Below are 20,312 nucleotides of genomic sequence, written 5' to 3' on the forward strand. Positions count from 1 at the left end.
TGCCTTCAGCCCGGCGTGGCTTCGATCGTTACCTTGCTGGCGTAGAACGCACCGTGGTCGCGGATTTCGGTCATTTCGTCGAAAGGCCGCTCGTAAGCCCACATCGCATTCTGACCGGTCTCGCCGGCGGGCAGCACGCTCCAATAGCTGGCATCGCCCTTGTAGGGACAATGGGTCGAGTGTTCGGTGCCGCTGAGCTTGTCGAAATCGATGTCGGCGAACGGAATGTAGAAAGCGGCGGGATAGGGGGCTTCGGTCAGCACCTTGGCCTTGGTGGATGATGCGATAACCGTATCGCCGGCGCGCACCGTGACGGTGCCGACATAAGGCTCGATGGTGATGATCTTGTCGGGATTGCGCTGGAAGCCGGGTGCCGGGTTGGCGATCTTGTCCATGCTGTTCTCCTTGCCTGGCACCTTAAAGTGTGGCGGACACAGCTGTTGCGCAAGGGCGTTCGCATCACGAATACGAGCGCCAGTCGCCGAGGCGTGGCGCTAGCGTGCTTTCGCGTGTCAGCCGAGGCTCAGGCGGCGGTTTTGAATGCGTCCATCAGTCCGGCATAGGCGGCCGCGATGCCCGCCACCGGGTTGCTGCTTCTCGAAACGGTTTCGACTTTCAGCGAGCCGCCGCCGGTCGGCAAGGTGAGCAGCAGGAACTGGCGATTGCCGCCGGCGCCGACGGAGGCGGCCGCGACGTGCTGGCCTTCCCCTTCGTTCTTGACGCACATCTTGAACAGCAGCGTGCCGCCGACCGCTTCGAGCGCGCCGCCGACAACTTCAACAAATTCGTCTTCGGAAACGGTCTTTTCGTCCGGCACCAGATCGGCCAGACTTTCGGAAAGTGTGCTCTCAAGAGCCTTGTCGTCGAGCTGCGCGTCCATGCGAACCTCTTTCAGTCGCCAATCGCCCCTTGCCCGTTAACGAAGCTTAACGCCGACGATGGCCGGATTGTGGCGGATTTCCTGGTCATTTCGCAGGGCAGGACATTGCCGCCCTTATGGTGGTTTTGACCCTCCTGCCATCGCGGTGGCACGAGTGCCCAGCAACCCGAAATCCAAAACATGCCAAAATTCAACCGCTTGCCGTTGCGGCAGGGGTTCTGAAGTCCATTCGCCGCGCAGCTGAGTGACTGGACAATCCGCCGGTTCGCTTCACAATGAACCAAAGCTACGACGCAAAATGCGCGAGGGAGGAGGAACCCGATGCTGGGCCTGATGCAGGAATGGCCACTGCTGTGCCACAAGCTTATCGACAACGCTGAACGGCAGCATGGTGTGCGCGAGATCGTGTCGCGCTCGATCGAGGGACCGATCGTGCGCACCACCTACGCCGACATCCATCGTCGTTCTCTCAAGGTCGCCCAGCGGTTGGAGCGCGACGGCTATGGGTTGGGCGACCGCATCGCCACGCTGGCCTGGAACACGGCGCGCCATATCGAGGCCTGGTACGGCATCATGGGCGTCGGCGCGATCTATCATACGCTCAATCCGCGCCTGTTTCCCGAGCAGATCGTCTGGATCATGAACCATGCCGAGGACAAGGCCGTCTTCGTCGACCTCACCTTCATGCCGTTGCTCGAGAAGATCGCCGGTGCCGTTAAATCGCTGAAAAAGGTGATCGTGCTGACCGACAAGGCGAACATGCCGCAAACGACCTTGCCCAATGCCGTCGCCTATGAGGACTGGCTTGACGAGGCCGATGGTGATTTCGCCTGGAAGACCTTCGACGAAGGCACCGCCGCCGGCATGTGCTACACATCGGGCACGACGGGCGACCCCAAGGGCGTCGTCTACAGTCACCGCTCGAACGTGCTGCACGCCATGATCGCCGCCATGCCGGATGCGATGGGCCTGTCGTCGCGCGACACGGTCCTGCCGGTGGTGCCGATGTTCCACGCCAATGCCTGGGGCCTTGGCCAGGCCGGCCCGATGATCGGCGCCAAGCTGGTCATGCCCGGCTGCAAGATGGACGGCGCCTCCATCTATGAATTGCTCGACACCGAGGAGGTGACCTTCAGTGCGGCCGTGCCGACCGTATGGATGATGCTGCTGCAATATCTGGAGGAGACCGGCAAGAAGCTGCCCTATCTGAACAAGGTCGTGATCGGCGGCTCGTCCTGCCCGCGGGCGATCATGACGAAATTCCAGGACAATTACGACGTTCAGGTCATCCATGCCTGGGGCATGACCGAAATGTCGCCGCTCGGCACGCTGTGCACCTTGAAGCCCGAATATGAAGATCTCCAGGGCGAGGCTCGCCTCGATGTCAAGCAGAAGCAGGGCTACCCGCCCTTCGGCGTCGAAATGAAGGTGACCGACGACGAGAACAATGCGCAACCCTGGGACGGCAAGACCTTTGGCCGCCTGAAGGTGCGCGGCCCGGCCGTCGCTCGCGCCTACTATGGTGGCGTCGGCGCGGAGCAATTCGATGAGGACGGCTGGTTCGACACCGGCGATGTCGCTCACATCGATGCCGGCGGCTACATGCAGATCACCGATCGGGCCAAGGACGTCATCAAGTCCGGCGGCGAATGGATTTCGACCATTGATCTCGAGAACCTGGCCGTCGGCCACCCGGACGTGGCGGAAGCGGCGGCCATCGGCGTCCACCACTCGAAATGGGGCGAGCGGCCCTTGCTGGTCGTCGTTGCCAAGCCGGGCAAGGAGCCCACCAAGGCTGACATTCTCGACTTCATGAACGGCAAGGTGGCTAAGTGGTGGATGCCCGACGATGTCGCCTTCGTCGGCGAAATACCGCATACCGCCACCGGCAAGATCCAGAAGATCACCTTGCGCCAGCAGTTCAGGGATTATCGCTTGCCGACGGATTGAGGAGATGTTGCGTGTTTCGGCTTCAAGCCGCCGCGAAAAGGCACTAAACCTCCGTCCGGATTGGGGCAGCGCAGAGAACAATGGTTAGCATTCCCGAACGGCATACGTCGAAGGCCGCCGGCTGGTCGCGGCGCACGGCAGCGTTTTCAGCGGTGCTTTTGCTGACCGACTTCGTCGGTCATCGCTTCGATTTCGTCGAAACGCCGGTGTTCCTGTGGGTGCTGGGCATTGTCGCGCTGCTGGCAGCGCTGGCGCTGCTGTTTGCCGCCTTTGCCTTTTCGAGGCTGTGGAAGTTTGGTGACCGCGGTGGCCGCGACCTCACCGTCGGCGCCTTGCTGGCACTGCTGGTGCTGGTCCCCTATGGCGTTGCCGCCTACTGGGCGACGATCTATCCGCCGCTCAGGGACATCTCGACCGATTTCGAAGATCCGCCGGCGCTCGACGTCGGCGACCGGACAAAGGACATGAATGTGCTTGTCCCATCCACACCAGGCGAACAGAGGTTGCAGACCGACAGCTATCCGCTGGTCACCGCACGCAGCTACGACCTGCCATTCGAGACCATCGTCAACGCCGTCGAAACCGTGCTCGATCGTCGCAACTGGGAGCTTTCCGAACCCTATCCCGACCTTGCCGGGCAAAGCGACGTGACCATCACCGCTGTCGCCAAGGGCTTCGTGCTCGGCCTTCCCTCTGATGTGGCGATCCGCGTGACGGACGACGGCGACACGGTGATCGTCGACATGCGGTCGGCTTCGCGGTACGGCCGCTACGACCTTGGCGACAACGCGGCGCGCATCACCGATTTCCTGGCGGAACTCGATCAGGAAGTCGCCGGCCAGGTCGGGGCGGCGCCTGCCGAGTGAAGTCCAGAACATCTTACAGCCAGGTGGATTTGCGCAGTGCCGCACGCATGTGGCTTCAGTCAGCGAGCGGACTATTCGGCCGGCTCGAACCTGCCCTGCAGCAAGATCGTCGCGACCGGACCAAGCGGATTGGCGATCCGGCTCTCGAGGACCTCGACAAGTTTGTGCCCGACGTCTGCCATGTCCACGGAATGAACGTCGATGTTCGCCGGCAGGAAACGCGCCAGACGCGTATTGTCACGGGTGACGATGTGAACGTCGCGGCCCGGCACCAGACCCCGTCTGCCGAGAGCGTGCAACGCACCCAGAAGGCCCAGTTCGTTGGCGCATGCCAGGCCCGTCGGAGGATCTGACGACGCCAGCAGGCGATCGAACCAGGCCGCGCTCGATTCCATTGTGAAGGTGCCGTCACCGATCAGCGATTGGTCGATCGGGATACCGGCCTCGGCCATCGCCCTTCTATAGCCGGCGAGACGTGTGGCGCTCGCCTGATCCTTCTGCACGAGAAGTTGAAGAGCAATGCGTCGACAGCCCTTGGCCATGAGCCGCCGGGTCGCCTCGTATGCGATCTGTTCATTGTCGATATCGACATAGGGATAGGCGATGTCCAGGTCGGTTCTTCCAAACGCGACGAACGGTATGCCCTGATCCAGCAGCAGCTTGACGCGCGGATCTCCCGAGACCATGCGCGTGATGATCAGGCCGTCCGCGCTGCGCGCTTGAAGCAGGCGCTGTACGCTTTCGACGGGATCGTCGTCGGGCGTGGTGGAATAGATGGACAGACTATAGCCCGCTTGCCGCGCCGCCAGCGTCAGTCCTTCGATCAAAGGAAGCTTCGCCAGGTCCGACAGGTAGTCGCGTGTTTCCATCGGCAGCACCGCCGTTAGCGTTAGTGTCTGTCCGGTTTTCAGCGCCCGGCCGTGATGGTTCGGGACATAGCCGACCCGCTTCGCCACCTCCTTGACGCGCGCCACGGTCGAGGCATGCACCTCCGGCCCATCCTTCAGCGCGCGTGATACCGTGGTCACCGAAAGGGAAAGTTCCGCCGCGATCTGTTTTAGATTGGCCATGTCGCCCGACTTCATTTGCGAAAGCGCCGGCTGATTTGCTTGGCGTCGTAACGTTACCGGATTCGACCCGAGGGTCAAATCCAGGCTCGCCGAAACTGAACGATTCCGCCTGAAAGCAGCTTGACTCTGAGGCGTTTCGCGGTAATCGTAACGTTACGATTTCAAAAAAAGCCCACATAAGGCGATATTTCGGCGAAACCTGGAGGAGAACACATGTCCCGGTTACTACGCATTTCGTTGGCGGCGATCGCAGTCTCGGCCGCCGTTCCCGTCTATGCCCAATCAGTCACCATCACGACCGCGGGCGGCGATTATGGCAACGCCATGAAGGAGGCGATGTGGGCGCCCGCCGCAAAGGAACTTGGCTATGATGTTCGCGAGGAGACGCAGAGCGATGGCCTTGCCGCTTTGAAGATGCAGGTCACCGCGGGTGCGGTCACCACCGACATCATCCACCTCGGCTCGCCGGAAGGCGCGCAGGCGGCCGCCCAGTCGCTGCTGGAGCCGCTTGACTACAAGATCATCGATCCCAACTCCGTGCCGGCCGGCGCAAAGTCCGATTACTGCTATCCGTTCGACTCCTATGGCACCGTCATGTCGTGGAGCACCAAGACCTATGGCGAGAATCCGCCAAAGACCTGGGCGGAGTTCTGGGACGTTGCCAAATTCCCGGGCCGTCGCGCGCTGCGTGCCAATGCGCAGGACTTGATCGAGATCGCGCTTCTCTCCGACGGCGTGGCGCCGGCGGACGTCTATCCCACGCTCAGCACGCCCGAGGGCCTAGCGCGCGCCATCAAGCGGCTTGAAGCGATCAAACCGAATGTCTCCGTGTGGTGGACCTCCGGAGCGCAGTCGGCGCAATTGCTGAAGGACGGCGAGGCGGATCTGGTCGTTACCTGGAATGGGCGAGCCCAGACGGTGAAGGCGGATGGCGGCTCGGTTGACTACACATTCAAAGGTTCCGTCATCGGCACGGACTGCCTTGGGGTGCCGAAGGGAGCGCCGAACAAGGAAGCGGCCATGAAGCTCATCGCGGCGATGACGCAGCCCGCACGCGTGGCGAAGCTGACCGACTTCATCGCCTATGGTCCGGTCAATCCTGCCGGCTATGAGGGTGGTCTTATCCCCGAGGATCGCCTGAAAACCCTGGCGACGGCACCTGAAAACGCCGGCACCTCGGTGTTTTCGAACGCTGACTGGTGGGTCAAGAACGGCGAGGCCGCTCAAAAAGCCTTCGATGAAATGATGAGTCGCTGAGTCTATGGTGCATCAGCTCTAGACGTTCGAGCCCATCATGAAGTCGCTCCCGATCACCATCGACAGCGTGTGCAAGGCCTATGGGTCCTACCTCGCGCTGGATGACGTGTCGCTCGACATTCAGGCTGGCGAATTCCTCACTTTGCTGGGGCCGTCCGGGTCGGGTAAGACCACTTTGCTCATGGCTCTGGCTGGGTTTGTCCGGCCCGATTCCGGCAAGCTTCTGTTGGGGGATCGGGACATCACCCGCCTGGCCCCCAACAAGCGCGACATCGGCATCGTATTCCAGAACTATGCCCTGTTTCCCCACATGAACGTCCTGGCGAATGTCGAGTATCCGTTGGCGCTGCGTAAGACGCCGAAAGCGGAGGCTCGGCAGCGGGCGCTTGACACCTTGGCCCGCGTGAAGCTGGAAGGTCTGTCGGAGCGCAACATTGCCGCGCTGTCCGGCGGCCAGCGCCAGCGGGTGGCGCTGGCGCGGGCCATCGTCTTCGAACCACGCGTGATGTTGATGGACGAGCCGCTGTCGGCGCTCGACAGGAATCTGCGCGAAACCATGCAGTACGAGATTAGGCGTCTGCACGATGATCTGGGGATAACCACGATCTATGTGACGCATGACCAGCGCGAGGCGCTGACCATGTCCGACCGAGTTGCGGTGATGAATTCCGGCCGCATCCAGCAGATCGATACGCCGCAGCGAATTTATGATCGTCCGTCGACCCGCTTCGTCGCGCAGTTCATGGGCGAGGCCAACATTCTGGCCCCGGGCTCGGTGCGCACAATCGACGGCGGCGATGCATCACACGAGACCCTGATGATCCGCGCGGAAAGCTTCCATCTGGATGCCAGGCTCGCCGGGCCAGACGCAGTGGCGCTCGAAGGAATGCTGCGCGCCAAGGCGTTTCGCGGCGAGAACTGGCTTTTGACGCTGGCACCTGACGGTGGGCAGGAGGTTCTTGTCTGCATTCCGTCGGCACTTGCCGGCGGCTGCGCCGAGCTGGCCACCGGTCAACGGGTGACCGTGTATGCATCGGCGGCGAAAGCTCACGCCATACCGGGAGCGACAGCGTGACCATCGCCGCCGATCCTGCGCTCGCCGCCGATGCGCGAAGTGAACGGCGGTTCTTCCTTGCGCTTTCGCTACCGGCGCTTCTCATCGTCGGACTGGCGGCGATACTGCCCATCCTCTGGATTATCCGGCAGTCCTTCCTGACCACAGCGGGCGAGTACACTGTCGGCAATTACGAGAAGGTGCTTTCGAGTGGACTGACATGGTCGGCACTCATGACAACCGTTGAGCTGTCCCTGGGGACGCTGGCGTTCTGCATCCTTATAGGCACCCCCCTGGCGCTCGCCCTGGCCAGCGCCAGGCCAAGGGTGGCCAACGTGCTGATGGCCTTCGTCATGCTGCCGCTGTGGACCTCCATTCTGGTGCGCACCTATGGCTGGTTGGTGCTGTTGCGGCGCGATGGCCTGATCAACGCGGCTTTGACGGGCTCGGGCCTGACAGGGGAGCCATTGCCGCTGGTCTACAACTTCACAGGAACGCTGATCGGCATGGTCCACTACATGCTGCCGCTCTTTCTGCTGCCTGTTTATGCCGCGATGCGTGATATCGACGCAAACCTTGTTCGCGCATCGGCGAGCATGGGAGCGACGGTCGGGCAGGTGATCCGCACCGTCATTCTGCCCCTTTCGGCCGGCGGCATCTTCTCGGGTTCGATGATCGTTTTCATCTACACCATAGGTTTTTTCATCACGCCGGCGGTGCTGGGCGGCGGCAAGGTAAATCCTCTTTCCATCCGGATCGAGCGCACGCTGTCGACCTTTCAGGACTGGGGTTCGGCGAGCGTCCTGGGCATTCTGCTGCTCGTTCTCATGTCGCTGATCGGTGTGATGTTCCTGGTGGCGCGGCGGCTGGTGGTGCGCAACAAAGTCGGTGCGGCCCATGCTTGAAGCCTATCCGGACAACAGGCTGGCCCGCATCTTCCTGTGGGGCTTTTCCGCGCTCGCAATGGCGTTCTTGATGCTGCCGACGCTGGTGGTCGTGCCACTCTCCTTTTCGGCGTCCGATCTTCTTGAATTTCCGCCGCGCGCATACTCGTTGCGCTGGTACGAGAATTTCTTTGGTTCGGCGACATGGATGGCCGGACTGAGGACGAGCCTGATCCTTGGGACGTTGACGGCGATGGTCGCGGTGCCCTTAGGGCTGCTGGCCTGCATCTCGATGAACCGGCTCGGCGGAAAGACCGCCTCAGCCATTCAAGGTGTTCTGCTCGCCCCCTCCATCGTGCCGGGAATCCTGCTCGCGATTGGCCTCTTCTTCGTGCTGGCGGCGCAAGGCCTGGTCGGAACGCTGTTCGGCGTGCTGGTCGGACATGTGGTGCTGGCCATTCCGGTGGCGTGCATTGTGCTGTTGCCTGCCGTGGCCCGCTTTGACTGGAACCAGGTCCAGGCGGCGCGCAGCCTTGGCGCGGACTGGGCGAGGGCCATCGGCGGAATAATCGTTCCGCAACTTCAAATCAGCCTGTTGTCGGCGACACTGATGGCCTTCCTGACGTCGCTCGACGAGTCCGTCATTTCGATCTTCGTCGCCAGTGGTCGCAACAGCACCCTGCCGAAGCTCATGTTCCTGTCGCTACGTGATCAGATCGATCCGACCATCGCGGCGATCTCGACATTGTGGACCGCCATCGTCGTGGTCGTCGTCCTCATCGTGACCCTTCGCCAAAAATCCTGACCGAGACTGGAAACATGCCTGCCCATCATCACGCAACCGCCGAACCGACGGATCAACCCACGGACATACCCCAGGTGGGGTTGGCGATCATCACCGGGTCGGCAAACTGGGGGCTTGCCTTCCCGGAAGATGTCCAGGTCGATGGCGTGCGCACCTTGCAACGCGACATGAGTTTTGAAACGCCTTTCGGCCGCACCGACAACTGGAAGCTGCTCGAGTTCGATGCGTCGATTACAGCCGAAGGCAAGACGAAACACGCCTTGTGCATGTATTCGCACGGCAATCCCCGCGACCATATCGATCATTCCTGCCATCGCCGCGCGTTCTGGGTGTTGATGCGCGCGGGTGTCCGACAGGTCCTGTCCTGCTCGACCATTGGCGCCGTCAACAAGGCCATCAAGCCCGGTGACATGGTGGTGAACGCCGATATCATCGAACTGACGCAGACACCGTTTTCGCTGCTTCCAGGCCGCCAGAGCTTCGACTGCTCGGGCAAGCAGATCGTATGTCCAAGATGCGCGGCGGTTCTGGTCGAAACCGCCCGCCGTCATTGGCCAGCCGAATGCCGTGTTCATGGCATCGAACAGCAGTTGGTCGCCGCCCACTGTTACGGGCCGCGGCTGACGACCCCGGCCGAGGCCCTGGCGTTCCGCAGCATGGGGGCGGATGTGCTCAACCATTCGATCGCCCCCGAAGCCACCTTGTCGCGAGAGATCGGCGCGTGTTTCGTGCCTTTGGCGTTCGTGACGGCAGGCTTCAACGACTATATGGACCGCAATCGCCAGCAATTGCTGCAGCAAGACGTGTTGCCGAACCTGTCCATGACAGCCTCGCGGGTCGCGCTGGAAACCGCTGCACGACTCCCGGCCAATCCGGAATGCTCTTGCCAGGGTTTGAAGTCGCCTCAACCAGAAGAACGGTCCAGCCGGTTCTGAGGCAGGGCAGTGCAAGGTCGTGGCGAGGTCTTGGATTAGCCAGCCGGCATGAAAATGCCGTCGATGGCGGGGGCGGCGTCCGTCGACACCATGCCGCGTGCCACCAGATCCTCGAGATGGGCAAGCACCGACAATCCGGCGGCGCCATGCAGCCGGGGATCGGTGTCGCGATAGATTGCCTTGACCATGTCGGGAATCGTCCGGTCGCCGGCCCTAACCCGCTCCAATATGGCCCGCTCGCGCATCTTGCGATGCGTCTTCAGCCCGCGCATGAAAGCGCGCGGCTTCGTCACCGGCCCGCCGTGTCCGGGCAGCAGCAGGCTGTCGTCGCGCGCGATGAGCCTGTCCAGCGATGCCATGTAATCGGCCATCGCTCCGTCTGGCGGCGCGACAATGGATGTCGCCCACGCCATGACATGATCGGCCGAAAACAGGATGCCGGTTTCTTCCAGGGCGAACACCGCATGATTGGCGGTGTGGCCGGGGGTCAGAACCGTGCGGATCGCCCAGCCGTCGCCGTCGACCAACACACCGTCCGGCAGCGCGATGTCGGGAACGAAAGCGGTGTCGGCGCTGGCGTCGAGCGCATTGGTCTCGCCGATATGCAATGGCCTTGCCGGCCGGTGTGGTCCCTCCGCCAACACGGCCGCGCCGGTGCGCTCTTTCAGTCGGGCCGCCAGAGGGGAATGGTCGCGATGCGTGTGGCTGACGAAGATATGGCTGACCGGCCTGCCGGCGATCACGTCGAGCAAGGTCTCAAGATGTGCCTCGTCTTCCGGCCCCGGATCGATCACCGCCAGCGTGTCGTGCCCGATGACATAGCTGTTGGTGCCATGAAAAGTGAAGGGGCTGGGATTTCGCACCGTGACGCGCTGTACGTCCGGTGCCACGTTCACGCCCTGGCCGTAGTGCGGATCGAAGCTGGTATCGAATCTGAGAGCCATATCGGCACATTGTTCCCGGAACGGCAAAACCGATTGCCGCATAGCACGCAAGCCAATATAGGAAAACGCTGAGACTGCGATTATCGGATCGCGACAGATCGGATTGGGGATGACCATGGCAACTGCAACGACGATGCGCCCGCTTGTTTCTCTGGCTTTGCCGCAAGAAGGCGCGGCGCGACTGGCAACACAGCTTTTGCTGGCGATCGCCGGAACGCTGCTTTTGACCCTATCGGCCAAGACCAAGGTTGTGCTAGGCCCCGTCGACATCTCGATGCAGACGCTCGCCGTCATGCTGATCGCCGCCGCCTTCGGCATGCGCCTCGGCGTCGCCACCCTGCTGCTCTACATGGCGGAAGGCGCCATGGGCTTCCCGGTCTTCCAGGGTACCCCGGAAAAGGGCGTCGGCATTGCCTACATGCTCGGCTCGACCGGCGGCTACCTCGCCGGCTTTGTGGTCATGGCGGCGATTGTCGGCTGGGCTGCCGATCGCGGCTGGGATCGCCACCCGATCAAGCTTTTCAATGCGATGCTAGTTGCCGAAGTGGTGATGATGGCGATGGGCTTTGCCTGGCTGGCGTTGCTGATCGGTCCGGAAAAGTCCTGGCAGTTCGGCGTCGTGCCGTTCATCGTCGGTGACCTGATCAAGGTTGCGCTGGCGGCAAGCCTTGTGCCGGCCGTGTGGTCGCTGCTGAAGCGCTCCTGAGGCCTGTCGAAACCTTGGCGTACCATAGACGTCAGGGGTCCATTCCCGAGGACGGGCGTTTCTGATGAAGGTTCTGGTCACCGGCGCCGCCGGCTTCATAGGCTATCACGTCGCCAGGCGGCTCCTGGAGCGTGGCGACGAGGTTGTCGGCATCGACAGCGTCAATGACTACTACGATCCAGCGATCAAGCAGGCGCGGCTGCGGCTGCTGGCCGATGCAAGCCGAAGCACCAATGCCGGCTATCATTTCATCCACGGCAATCTTGCCGACAGACAGATCGTGGACGGCTGCTTTGCCGACCACGCCTTCGACCGGGTGATCCATCTCGCTGCCCAGGCTGGGGTCCGCTATAGCTTGGAAAATCCACGCGCCTATGTCGAAAGCAACATCGTCGCTTTCACCAACATGCTGGAGGCCTGTCGCAGCGGCGGCATAGCGCACCTGACCTATGCCAGCACCTCGAGCGTCTACGGCGCCAACACCGACATGCCGTTTTCCGAGCACCGCCCGGCCGATCATCCGCTGCAGTTCTACGCCGCGACCAAGCGCGCCAACGAGTTGATGGCGCACAGCTACAGTCATCTGTTCGGGCTGCCGACCACCGGGCTGCGGTTCTTCACCGTGTACGGCCCCTGGGGACGTCCCGACATGGCGCTGTTCCTGTTCACCAGGAGCATCCTGGCCGGCGAGCCGATCAAGCTGTTCAACAATGGCAACCACACGCGCGACTTCACCTATGTCGATGACATCGCCGAAGGCGTGATCCGAACCAGCGACAGCCCTGCCGCCGGCAACCCTGCCTGGGATTCCGGCCATCCGGATCCGGCAACGAGCAGCGCTCCCTGGCGCATCTTCAACATCGGCAACAACAATCCGGTGAAGCTGACCGCCTATGTCGAGGCGCTGGAAAACGCGCTTGGCCGCAAGGCCATCATAGAGTTCTTGCCGCTGCAGGCCGGCGACGTGCCGGACACCTTCGCTGACACCTCGGCCCTGCAAGCCGCCGTCGGCTATCGGCCCGGTACGTCGGTGTCCGACGGGGTCGGGCGGTTCGTGGAGTGGTACCAGGCGTATTTTGGTAACGACTCTAGGATATAAGCGGGCGCTGGCAGCAGCTTTTCAGGGTGTAGTATGGCTACCGCTGCTGCCGAGGGGATTTGGGCATGTCAGGGAGAGCTTCTTGAAAGGAATTATCCTTGCGGGAGGTAGTGGAACGCGCCTTTATCCGCTGACATTGGCAGTCTCTAAACAAATTCTTCCGGTATACGACAAGCCGATGATCTACTATCCGCTGAGCGTACTGATGCTCACGGAAATTCGCGAGATCCTGGTTATTTCGACGCCGCGAGATCTGCCCGTTTTTCGTGATTTACTCGGCGACGGATCGGATTTTGGGCTGGATATATCCTATGCGGAGCAGCCGCAACCCAATGGACTCGCGGAAGCTTTCATCATCGGCCGTGACTTCATCGGCAAGGACAGCGTGTCGATGATCCTGGGCGACAACATCTATTTTGGCGACGGGCTGTCGCAGCTTTGCCGCACCGCCGCTGCGCGCGACTCCGGCGCTTCGGTGTTCGCCTACCGCGTCGATGATCCCGAACGGTATGGTGTTGTGTCCTTCGACAAGGCCACCGGAACCGCGCTCACGATCGAGGAAAAGCCGCAAAAGCCGAAATCCAACTGGGCCGTCACCGGGCTGTATTTCTACGACAACACCGTCGTCGACATCGCTTCGTCCATTAAACCTTCGGCCCGCGGCGAACTGGAGATCACGGCGGTCAACAACGCCTATCTCGATCGCGGCCTGCTGCATGTGCACCGGTTAGGGCGCGGCTATGCCTGGCTCGACACCGGGACCCATGACAGTCTGAACGACGCGTCTTCGTTCGTGCGCACGATCGAGCATCGGCAAGGCATTAAGGTCGCTTGCCCTGAGGAGATCGCCTTCGAGCAGGGCTGGCTGACGGCGGACGAAGTGCTGCAACGTGCAACCCGGTTGGGAAAAAATGAATATGCCGCCTATCTGCGCCGGCGCGTCGCCGATCTGTCGGAGGGCTGAGCGTTGGAGATCAGGTCCCTCGGCCTCGAAGGCGTGCTGGAAATCGTCCCCAAGCGGCATGGCGATGCACGCGGCTTCTTCATGGAGACATACAATGCCGAGCGCTTTGCGCAGGCCGGAATAAAATTGCATTTCATGCAGGACAACCATTCCTATTCCGCGGCGCCTGGCGTCTTGCGCGGGCTGCATTATCAGCTTGCGCCCCGCACCCAGGACAAGTTGCTGCGTGTGATCCGCGGCCGGATTCTGGATGTTTGTGTCGACATCCGCCGCAGCTCGAAGACCTTTGGAAAATGGATCGCTCACGAGATTTCGGCCGAAAAGGGCAACCAGATCCTGGTGCCAAGGGGCTTTGCACATGGCTTTGTGACGCTCGTGCCCGACACCGAGGTCCTCTACAAGGTCACCGACACCTATTCGCCCGACCATGAACGCTCGATCCGTTTCGATGATCCCGCCATCGGCATCAAGTGGCCGTCCATCGCTGGTGGGTTCCAACTTTCGGACAAGGACCTGAAGGCGCCGATGCTTGCCGCCGCGGAGGTGTTTGCCTGATGAACTTTCTGGTGACAGGCGGTGCCGGCTTCATCGGTTCAGCGGTGTGCCGGCATCTGTGCGCCAATCCGGCCTACCGGGTGACCAATCTCGACAAGCTGACCTATGCCGGCAACCTGGCTTCGCTGCGGCCGATCGAAAACGCGCATAATTACAGCTTCGCCCATGCCGATATCTGCGACGAGAGGACGGTGCTCGATCTCCTGCGCCGCGACGATATCGACATCGTCATGAACCTTGCTGCCGAGAGCCATGTCGACCGTTCGATCGACGGGCCCGGCGCCTTCATCGAGACCAACATCGTCGGCACCTACCGCATCCTTAATGCCGCGCTCGAATACTGGCGCGGCCTTGCCGACGACAGGAAAAGCAGCTTCCGCTTCCATCACGTCTCGACCGACGAGGTGTTCGGCGATCTCCCTTTCGAGGGCGGCATGTTCGTCGAGGAGACGCCTTACGCACCGTCCTCGCCCTATTCCGCCTCGAAGGCGGCCTCGGACCATCTGGTGCGGGCCTGGCACGAGACCTATGGCCTGCCGGTCGTGCTCTCCAATTGTTCGAACAATTACGGCCCCTATCATTTTCCCGAAAAACTGATCCCGCTCGTCATCCTCAATGCGCTCGACGAGAAACCGCTGCCGGTCTATGGCGCCGGCGCCAATGTGCGCGACTGGCTGTTCGTCGAGGATCATGCGCGGGCCTTGGAACTCGTCGCCACCAAGGGCACGCCCGGCGAGAGCTACAATGTCGGTGGCAATTCCGAACGCACGAACCTCGCCGTCGTCGAGACGATCTGCGACCTGCTCGATGTCAGGCGTCCCCGAACCGGGGGCAAGCGCTACCGCGACCTGATCTCCTTCGTCACCGATCGCCCCGGCCACGACCGCCGTTACGCCATAGATGCCTCCAAGATCGGCCGCGAACTCGGCTGGGCGCCGAGGGAGAATTTCGACAGCGGCCTGACCAGAACCGTGGACTGGTTCCTCGACAACAAATGGTGGTGGGGGCCGATCCGCGAGCAGCGCTACGCCGGTGAGAGACTGGGCGAAGCGCGCAAGGCTGGCCCGTGAGGCTCGTCGTCACCGGACGCGACGGTCAGGTCGCGGCAAGCCTGCTGCAGGTCGGCCAGGCGCGCACTGGCGTGGAGGTCGTCGCCATCGGCCGTCCGGAACTCGACCTGGCGAGACCCGAGACCGTCATCGACGCCATCGCGGCGGGCAAGCCGGATATCGTCGTCTCGGCCGCCGCTTACACGGCCGTGGATCAGGCCGAGGACGAGCCCGATCTCGCCTTTGCGGTCAACGCGACCGGCGCCGGCAAGGTGGCGCAGGCCGCCGCACGCCTTGGCGTTCCGATCATCCATCTTTCGACCGATTATGTTTTCGACGGCAGCGCTCCCGGCGCCTATGTCGAGACCGACGCGACGGCACCCCTTGGCGTCTACGGTGCCTCCAAGCTCGCCGGCGAACAGGCGGTGGCCGCTGCCGGCCCGCGCCACCTGATCCTGCGAACCGCATGGGTTTACAGCCCGTTCGGCAAGAATTTCGTCAAAACCATGCTGCGGCTGGCTGCCGACCGCGACGAGATTTCGGTAGTGGCCGATCAGTGGGGCAATCCCACCTCGGCGCTCGATATCGCCGACGCCATCCTGCATGCAGCGGCGATGCTGCATGACGACAAGAGCGGTGCGTTCGGTACCTATCACCTGGCCGGCACGGGTGAGACCAACTGGAGCGGCTTTGCCCGTCACATCCTGGACACGAGCCAGATGTCTGGCGGTCCCTGGGCGCAGGTGCGGGATATCGCCACCAAGGACTATCCGACCAAGGCAAGGCGCCCCGCCAATTCGCGCCTGTCGAGCGCGAAATTCGCGGCTGTATTCGGATGGAACGCGCCGGAATGGCGAAAATCCACCGAGCGGGTCGTGCGCCGCATCCTGGATCGTCAGTGAGCTCGAGGTTTCAAGCAGCGTTCGATTTGCCTGAGCTCGGTAGGCTTGCTCCATAGCTTTTCACGGCTGAGATCGCCTGAATCCCCTGCAGCGTGTTGAAATCGAACTCGGTCCCGCGTCCGAGATTGACAAGCCATTGCGTGAAACCTAAGCACGGGCAACTTGGGTGTCAGGTGGGGGCTTGGCAATTCACGGAGAGCTTCTTGAAAGGGATCATCCTTGCTGGAGGCAATGAGAACCGGCTGTACCCAGTAATATTAGCGGTCTCTAAGCAAAAACTGCATATATATGAAGATCAGGTCGCTGGCTTTGACCTATAGCGACGCACTGTCTGACGTTCTCGCTCGCCTGCCTTCATGCTGTTGCAGGCTGCGGCAGGCGAGGGGCCTTGCCGCAATTTGTGCCGGGGCAGCATTCCCGGAAAAAGGTAGCAATCAGTGACTTTGAAGTTCGGCACCAGCGGGCTGCGCGGTCTCGTCAGCGAACTCATGGGACCACCGGCGCGCACCTATACGATTGCCTTCGCACGCATGCTTATGGGGCGTGGTGCGTTGAGCGAGGGCGACAAGATCCTTGTTGGGCGCGACCTTCGCTCTTCCAGTCCCGAGATTGCGGGGATTGTCCATGCAGCGATCGCCGAAGCCGGTTTGGTGCCGGTCGATTGCGGAGCCTTGCCCACGCCAGCACTCGCACTTTATGCAGCAGGCAGAGCCCCGGCGATCATGGTGACCGGCAGTCACATTCCCGACGACAGGAATGGGCTTAAATTCTACCGGGCGGACGGCGAGATCGACAAGCGCGATGAGCTTGAGATTGTGGCAATCCACGCAGGCTTGCAAATAGCCGACCAGTCGCAGCCATCCGTTGAGCTCTTACAGCCTGACTCGGAACCGTCCGCAGGCTACAGGGATCATTTTCTTTCTTTCTTTCAGCCGGGTAGCCTGTCCGGTGTCCGTGTCGGGGTCTACCAGCATTCGTCCGTAGCGAGGGACATCATTGTCGATATCCTTCGTGCGTTGGGAGCTGAGGCGGTGCCGCTCGGAAGGTCCACGCATTTCATTCCGGTGGATACCGAAGCACTCAGGCAAGAGGATCTATCGCTTCTCAAAAACTGGGCGGCGGCGGAGCCGTTTGATGCCATCGTGTCCGCTGATGGCGATAGCGACCGGCCGCTTGTGGCGGATGCGCAGGGCAGTTTCGTGCGCGGCGACCTGATCGGCGCGATCACGGCGCGTTTCCTTGATGCCGACTGCATCGTCACGCCGGTCAGTTCCAATTCTGCCCTGGAGCGTTGCGGGCATTTCGCCACCGTGGTGCGCACACGCATAGGCTCGCCCTATGTCATCGAAGGGATCGGCGCAGCCCTCGCGCAAGGGGCAAAATGCGTCGTTGGGTTCGAAGCAAATGGCGGCGTTCTTCTGGGTTCATCCGTCGAGAAGGATGGCCGCACGCTCGCGGCCTTGCGAACCCGGGATTCGCTGTTGCCAATTCTCTGTGCGCTATCAACGATTGCCGCGACAGGTCGCCCGCTCGCCGAGATCGCGGCCGGGTTCGGATTCCTTGCGGCGGCAAGTGGCCGGCTTGAGGGCGTATCGGCGGAAGATAGCGCGTCCTTCCTCAAAAGACTGGCGACGGATGCCGGCTATGCGGATACTCTTTTCGAGGTTCTGGGCGGCGTCGCGAACATTGACAATCGCGATGGCGTGCGTATCACCGCCCGCAAAGGAGAGGTTGTTCACTTCCGTGCGTCAGGCAACGCGCCCGAATTGCGGTGCTACATCGAGGCAAAGACAGAATCCCGCGCAGACGAATTGCTCGCTTGGGGTCTCGACCTCAGCCGAACTCAAATCCTGGAAGGCTGACGTTTGACCAATATCGTTCCTGTCATCATAAGTGGCGGTGTCGGTTCCCGCCTCTGGCCTATTTCGCGTGCCTTGCACCCCAAGCCGTTTATTCCCTTGCCGGGAGGCGGGACCCTCATTCGCAGGACGTACGCCCGCGCAGTCGGACTTGCAGGCGTTGATCAAATCGTGACGGTCACCAATCGCGATCTGCTGTTCCTGACGGCGGACGAGTATGCGGAGGTGGCGGCGCCAGGTGTAAGGAACACGTTCCTGCTGGAGCCTTTCGGCCGTGACACCGCAGCCGCGGTCGCGCTCGCTGCGTTGCAGGTCACCCGCGACAATCCGGACGCGGTTCTGGTTGTGCTGCCTGCGGATCACCTGATCATGGACGAAGCCGGGTTTGGCGCGGCCGTGGCGAGGGCGGCGGCGATCGCGGCCACGGGACGGATCGTCACGTTTGGCATGAAGGCAGAAAGCCCTGAAACCGGGTTTGGCTATATCGAGGCCGAGGGCGATACGGTCCTTCGGTTCGTGGAAAAGCCGAATGCGGAACGAGCGGCCCAATTTATCGCCAGCGGTCGGTTTTTCTGGAATTCGGGCATGTTCTGTTTTGCTGCCCGCTCCATGATCGCCGCGATGCAGGAACTGTGTCCGGATGTGTTGTCCAATGCGCGCACGGCGCTCGAGGCGGCCAGGACAAGCGATGCCGCGGACCGCACCACTGTTGAGATAGACAAGGATGGTTTCGCGGCCGTTCCTGCTGTTTCCATCGACTATGCGGTCATGGAGAAAGCAAAGAACGTGGGTTTCGTGCCCTGCAGCTTCGATTGGTCCGACATCGGCTCATGGACCGTTCTATCGAAACTTGTTCCAGCCGACGACAATGGCAACCGCACGACCGGGGAGACCATGCTCCATGACACGACGAACTGCTACGTGCACAGCGAAGACCGGCTTGTCGGTCTTGTCGGTGTTTCGGATCTGTTGATCGTCGACACGCCGGATGCGCTTCTTATTGCCCACAAGGACAAGGCGCAGGAGGTCAAGGACCTCTACAACCGCCTCAAGGCGGAGGGGCATGAGGCGGCGACCGTGCATCGCACCGTGCATCGCCCATGGGGTACCTATACCGTCCTGGAGGAAGGTCCGCGCTTCAAGATCAAGCGGATCGAGGTGAAGCCGAACGCGCGCCTGAGCCTTCAGGCGCATCATCACCGCTCCGAGCACTGGGTGGTGGTGAGCGGGACTGCCAAGGTCGTCAATGGCCAGAGTGAAATCCTGCTGGCGACCAACCAGTCCACCTATATCCCCTGCGGCCACAAGCACCGCCTCGAGAATCCCGGCATTCTTCCGCTCGTCATGATCGAAGTGCAAAGCGGCGAATATCTTGGCGAAGACGATATCGTGCGCTTCGATGATGTTTATGGCCGCACGTAACCTGAAGACAACCCATTGGGCACGTCTGCGCATTGAGCACGGTTTCCGTTTTTGGGCAGATGGTTTGCATTCCTGAAATAGCGATCAACAAAGTAGAGACAGGTTCATCATGAATTCCAAAATAGCGTTTATCACCGGCGTGACCGGGCAGGATGGAGCCTATCTCTCGAAGTTCCTGCTTGAGAAGGGATACGAGGTCCACGGCCTTCTGCGGCGCAGTGCCTCGGCCGATGTGGTCGGTTCACGGCTGAAATGGCTTGGAATCGCCGACAAGATCGTGCTTCACGACGGCAATCTGACGGATCTCTCCGGTCTCATCCGGGTCCTCCAGGACGTTCGTCCGGCCGAAGTCTACAATCTTGCCGCGCAATCTTTCGTCAAATCGTCTTGGCAACAACCGCTTTTGACCGGCAACGTGACGGGCATTGGCGCAGCCAACGTGCTGGAAGCGGTGCGGATAACGTGTCCCGAAACCCGTTTCTACCAGGCATCCTCTTCGGAAATGTTCGGGCTGATCCAGGAACCCATCCAGTCGGAAAAGACCCCCTTTTATCCGCGCTCTCCCTACGCCGCAGCCAAGCTCTATGCGCATTGGATGACGGTCAATTATCGCGAGAGCTTTGGGCTCCACGCGTCGAGCGGCATTCTCTTCAACCATGAATCGCCCCTGCGCGGCATCGAATTCGTCACCCGCAAGATTACCGACGCCGTCGCCCGTATTAAGCTTGGGCTGCAGGACAAGGTGGCGCTCGGCAATTTGGACGCCAAGCGCGACTGGGGCCACGCGCGCGACTATGTCGAAGCCATGTGGCTGATGGTGCAGCAAGACACGGCAAGCGACTATGTGGTCGCCACGGGCAAGACCGTCTCCGTTCGGGACTTCTGCAAGCTCGCCTTCGAACATGCCGGTCTCAATATGGAGGATCACGTCTCCATCGACGAACGCTTCCTGCGGCCTGCGGAAGTTGAAGTCCTGCATGGCAATCCGACCAAGGCCAAGGAAAAATTGGGCTGGGAAGCAAAGACGAGCCTCAAGGAACTCGTCATCGAGATGGTCGAAGCCGATCTTGAGCGTGTAAGACGTGACCAACACCTTTGAGGTGCGGTTAGC

20 protein-coding genes are annotated in these 20,312 nt (G+C 61.5%); 16 read left to right on the top strand and 4 right to left on the bottom strand.

Going from position 1 to position 20,312, the window contains the following annotated elements:
* Nucleotides 1-5: 5 nt before the first annotated feature.
* On the bottom strand, nt 6-395 hold the full coding sequence (locus AC1D05_RS25140; protein ID WP_477444425.1) for a DUF427 domain-containing protein: 390 nt from the start codon (nt 393-395) through the stop codon (nt 6-8).
* Between the two features lie 128 nt (nt 396-523).
* The gene (locus tag AC1D05_RS25145; protein WP_477444426.1) at nt 524-880 is read right to left on the bottom strand and encodes a hypothetical protein; all 357 of its coding nucleotides are present in this window, start codon (nt 878-880) and stop codon (nt 524-526) included.
* Nucleotides 881-1,201: 321 nt separating this feature from the next.
* On the opposite strand from AC1D05_RS25145, the gene AC1D05_RS25150 reads away from it, so the two are divergent.
* Both AC1D05_RS25150 and AC1D05_RS25155 read left to right on the top strand, forming a co-directional pair.
* Nucleotides 1,202-2,830: a fatty-acid--CoA ligase gene (locus AC1D05_RS25150; protein ID WP_477444427.1), complete on the top strand. Its 1,629-nt coding sequence runs from the start codon at nt 1,202-1,204 to the stop codon at nt 2,828-2,830.
* A gap of 80 nt (nt 2,831-2,910) precedes the next feature.
* Entirely contained in the window at nt 2,911-3,696 is a 786-nt protein-coding gene (locus tag AC1D05_RS25155; protein WP_477444428.1) for a DUF1499 domain-containing protein, read from the top strand.
* Nucleotides 3,697-3,767: 71 nt separating this feature from the next.
* Here AC1D05_RS25155 and AC1D05_RS25160 read toward each other — a convergent pair whose 3' ends face one another.
* On the bottom strand, nt 3,768-4,781 hold the full coding sequence (locus AC1D05_RS25160; protein WP_477444429.1) for a LacI family DNA-binding transcriptional regulator: 1,014 nt from the start codon (nt 4,779-4,781) through the stop codon (nt 3,768-3,770).
* A gap of 198 nt (nt 4,782-4,979) precedes the next feature.
* Here AC1D05_RS25160 and AC1D05_RS25165 point away from each other — a divergent pair, with 198 nt between their 5' ends.
* The 5 genes from AC1D05_RS25165 (at nt 4,980) to AC1D05_RS25185 (ending at nt 9,701) form a co-directional block, all read left to right on the top strand.
* Nucleotides 4,980-6,023, top strand: a complete 1,044-nt coding sequence (locus AC1D05_RS25165; protein WP_477444430.1) for an ABC transporter substrate-binding protein — start codon at nt 4,980-4,982, stop codon at nt 6,021-6,023.
* A 37-nt stretch (nt 6,024-6,060) separates the two neighbouring features.
* Complete coding sequence (locus AC1D05_RS25170; protein WP_477444431.1) at nt 6,061-7,098, top strand: ABC transporter ATP-binding protein; 1,038 nt, start codon at nt 6,061-6,063, stop codon at nt 7,096-7,098.
* Nucleotides 7,095-7,982, top strand: coding sequence for an ABC transporter permease (locus AC1D05_RS25175; RefSeq protein WP_477444432.1), 888 nt, complete (start codon nt 7,095-7,097; stop codon nt 7,980-7,982). The genes AC1D05_RS25170 and AC1D05_RS25175 overlap by 4 nt, the downstream gene beginning before the upstream one ends.
* Nucleotides 7,983-8,052: 70 nt before the next feature.
* Nucleotides 8,053-8,766, top strand: coding sequence for an ABC transporter permease (locus AC1D05_RS25180; protein ID WP_477444433.1), 714 nt, complete (start codon nt 8,053-8,055; stop codon nt 8,764-8,766).
* Between the two features lie 14 nt (nt 8,767-8,780).
* Nucleotides 8,781-9,701, top strand: a complete 921-nt coding sequence (locus AC1D05_RS25185; protein ID WP_477444548.1) for a phosphorylase family protein — start codon at nt 8,781-8,783, stop codon at nt 9,699-9,701.
* Between the two features lie 35 nt (nt 9,702-9,736).
* Here AC1D05_RS25185 and AC1D05_RS25190 read toward each other — a convergent pair whose 3' ends face one another.
* The gene (locus AC1D05_RS25190) at nt 9,737-10,645 is read right to left on the bottom strand and encodes an MBL fold metallo-hydrolase (protein WP_477444434.1); all 909 of its coding nucleotides are present in this window, start codon (nt 10,643-10,645) and stop codon (nt 9,737-9,739) included.
* Nucleotides 10,646-10,760: 115 nt separating this feature from the next.
* On the opposite strand from AC1D05_RS25190, the gene AC1D05_RS25195 reads away from it, so the two are divergent.
* The 9 genes from AC1D05_RS25195 (at nt 10,761) to gmd (ending at nt 20,300) form a co-directional block, all read left to right on the top strand.
* Nucleotides 10,761-11,351 carry a biotin transporter BioY gene (locus AC1D05_RS25195; RefSeq protein WP_477444435.1) on the top strand — a complete coding sequence of 197 codons (591 nt, stop codon included), beginning with the start codon at nt 10,761-10,763 and terminating at the stop codon, nt 11,349-11,351.
* 64 nt (nt 11,352-11,415) lie between these two features.
* Nucleotides 11,416-12,450: an NAD-dependent epimerase gene (locus AC1D05_RS25200; protein WP_477444436.1), complete on the top strand. Its 1,035-nt coding sequence runs from the start codon at nt 11,416-11,418 to the stop codon at nt 12,448-12,450.
* Nucleotides 12,451-12,532: 82 nt separating this feature from the next.
* On the top strand, nt 12,533-13,414 hold the full coding sequence (gene rfbA / locus AC1D05_RS25205; RefSeq protein ID WP_477444437.1) for a glucose-1-phosphate thymidylyltransferase RfbA: 882 nt from the start codon (nt 12,533-12,535) through the stop codon (nt 13,412-13,414).
* A gap of 3 nt (nt 13,415-13,417) precedes the next feature.
* Nucleotides 13,418-13,969: a dTDP-4-dehydrorhamnose 3,5-epimerase gene (gene rfbC / locus AC1D05_RS25210; RefSeq protein ID WP_477444438.1), complete on the top strand. Its 552-nt coding sequence runs from the start codon at nt 13,418-13,420 to the stop codon at nt 13,967-13,969.
* Nucleotides 13,969-15,039, top strand: a complete 1,071-nt coding sequence (gene rfbB / locus AC1D05_RS25215) for a dTDP-glucose 4,6-dehydratase (RefSeq protein ID WP_477444439.1) — start codon at nt 13,969-13,971, stop codon at nt 15,037-15,039. The genes rfbC and rfbB overlap by 1 nt, the downstream gene beginning before the upstream one ends.
* Nucleotides 15,036-15,920, top strand: coding sequence for a dTDP-4-dehydrorhamnose reductase (gene rfbD / locus AC1D05_RS25220; RefSeq protein WP_477444440.1), 885 nt, complete (start codon nt 15,036-15,038; stop codon nt 15,918-15,920). Before rfbB ends, rfbD begins: the two co-directional genes overlap by 4 nt.
* A gap of 437 nt (nt 15,921-16,357) precedes the next feature.
* On the top strand, nt 16,358-17,782 hold the full coding sequence (locus AC1D05_RS25225; protein ID WP_477444441.1) for a phosphomannomutase: 1,425 nt from the start codon (nt 16,358-16,360) through the stop codon (nt 17,780-17,782).
* Between the two features lie 3 nt (nt 17,783-17,785).
* Nucleotides 17,786-19,201, top strand: coding sequence for a mannose-1-phosphate guanylyltransferase/mannose-6-phosphate isomerase (locus AC1D05_RS25230; protein ID WP_477444442.1), 1,416 nt, complete (start codon nt 17,786-17,788; stop codon nt 19,199-19,201).
* A gap of 109 nt (nt 19,202-19,310) precedes the next feature.
* Complete coding sequence (gmd, locus tag AC1D05_RS25235) at nt 19,311-20,300, top strand: GDP-mannose 4,6-dehydratase (RefSeq protein ID WP_477444443.1); 990 nt, start codon at nt 19,311-19,313, stop codon at nt 20,298-20,300.
* Nucleotides 20,301-20,312: the final 12 nt, after the last annotated feature.

Source organism: Mesorhizobium sp. P2_E9, assembly GCF_056403815.1.

Bases quoted from the DNA above. Each gene is read 5' to 3' on its own strand.
- AC1D05_RS25140 (WP_477444425.1), bottom strand. From the start codon at position 395: ATGGACAAGATCGCCAACCCGGCACCCGGCTTCCAGCGCAATCCCGAC.
- AC1D05_RS25145 (WP_477444426.1), bottom strand. From the start codon at position 880: ATGGACGCGCAGCTCGACGACAAGGCTCTTGAGAGCACACTTTCCGAA.
- AC1D05_RS25150 (WP_477444427.1), top strand. From the start codon at position 1,202: ATGCTGGGCCTGATGCAGGAATGGCCACTGCTGTGCCACAAGCTTATC.
- AC1D05_RS25155 (WP_477444428.1), top strand. From the start codon at position 2,911: ATGGTTAGCATTCCCGAACGGCATACGTCGAAGGCCGCCGGCTGGTCG.
- AC1D05_RS25160 (WP_477444429.1), bottom strand. From the start codon at position 4,781: ATGAAGTCGGGCGACATGGCCAATCTAAAACAGATCGCGGCGGAACTT.
- AC1D05_RS25165 (WP_477444430.1), top strand. From the start codon at position 4,980: ATGTCCCGGTTACTACGCATTTCGTTGGCGGCGATCGCAGTCTCGGCC.
- AC1D05_RS25170 (WP_477444431.1), top strand. From the start codon at position 6,061: ATGAAGTCGCTCCCGATCACCATCGACAGCGTGTGCAAGGCCTATGGG.
- AC1D05_RS25180 (WP_477444433.1), top strand. From the start codon at position 8,053: ATGCTGCCGACGCTGGTGGTCGTGCCACTCTCCTTTTCGGCGTCCGAT.
- AC1D05_RS25185 (WP_477444548.1), top strand. From the start codon at position 8,781: ATGCCTGCCCATCATCACGCAACCGCCGAACCGACGGATCAACCCACG.
- AC1D05_RS25190 (WP_477444434.1), bottom strand. From the start codon at position 10,645: ATGGCTCTCAGATTCGATACCAGCTTCGATCCGCACTACGGCCAGGGC.
- AC1D05_RS25195 (WP_477444435.1), top strand. From the start codon at position 10,761: ATGGCAACTGCAACGACGATGCGCCCGCTTGTTTCTCTGGCTTTGCCG.
- AC1D05_RS25200 (WP_477444436.1), top strand. From the start codon at position 11,416: ATGAAGGTTCTGGTCACCGGCGCCGCCGGCTTCATAGGCTATCACGTC.
- rfbB (WP_477444439.1), top strand. From the start codon at position 13,969: ATGAACTTTCTGGTGACAGGCGGTGCCGGCTTCATCGGTTCAGCGGTG.
- gmd (WP_477444443.1), top strand. From the start codon at position 19,311: ATGAATTCCAAAATAGCGTTTATCACCGGCGTGACCGGGCAGGATGGA.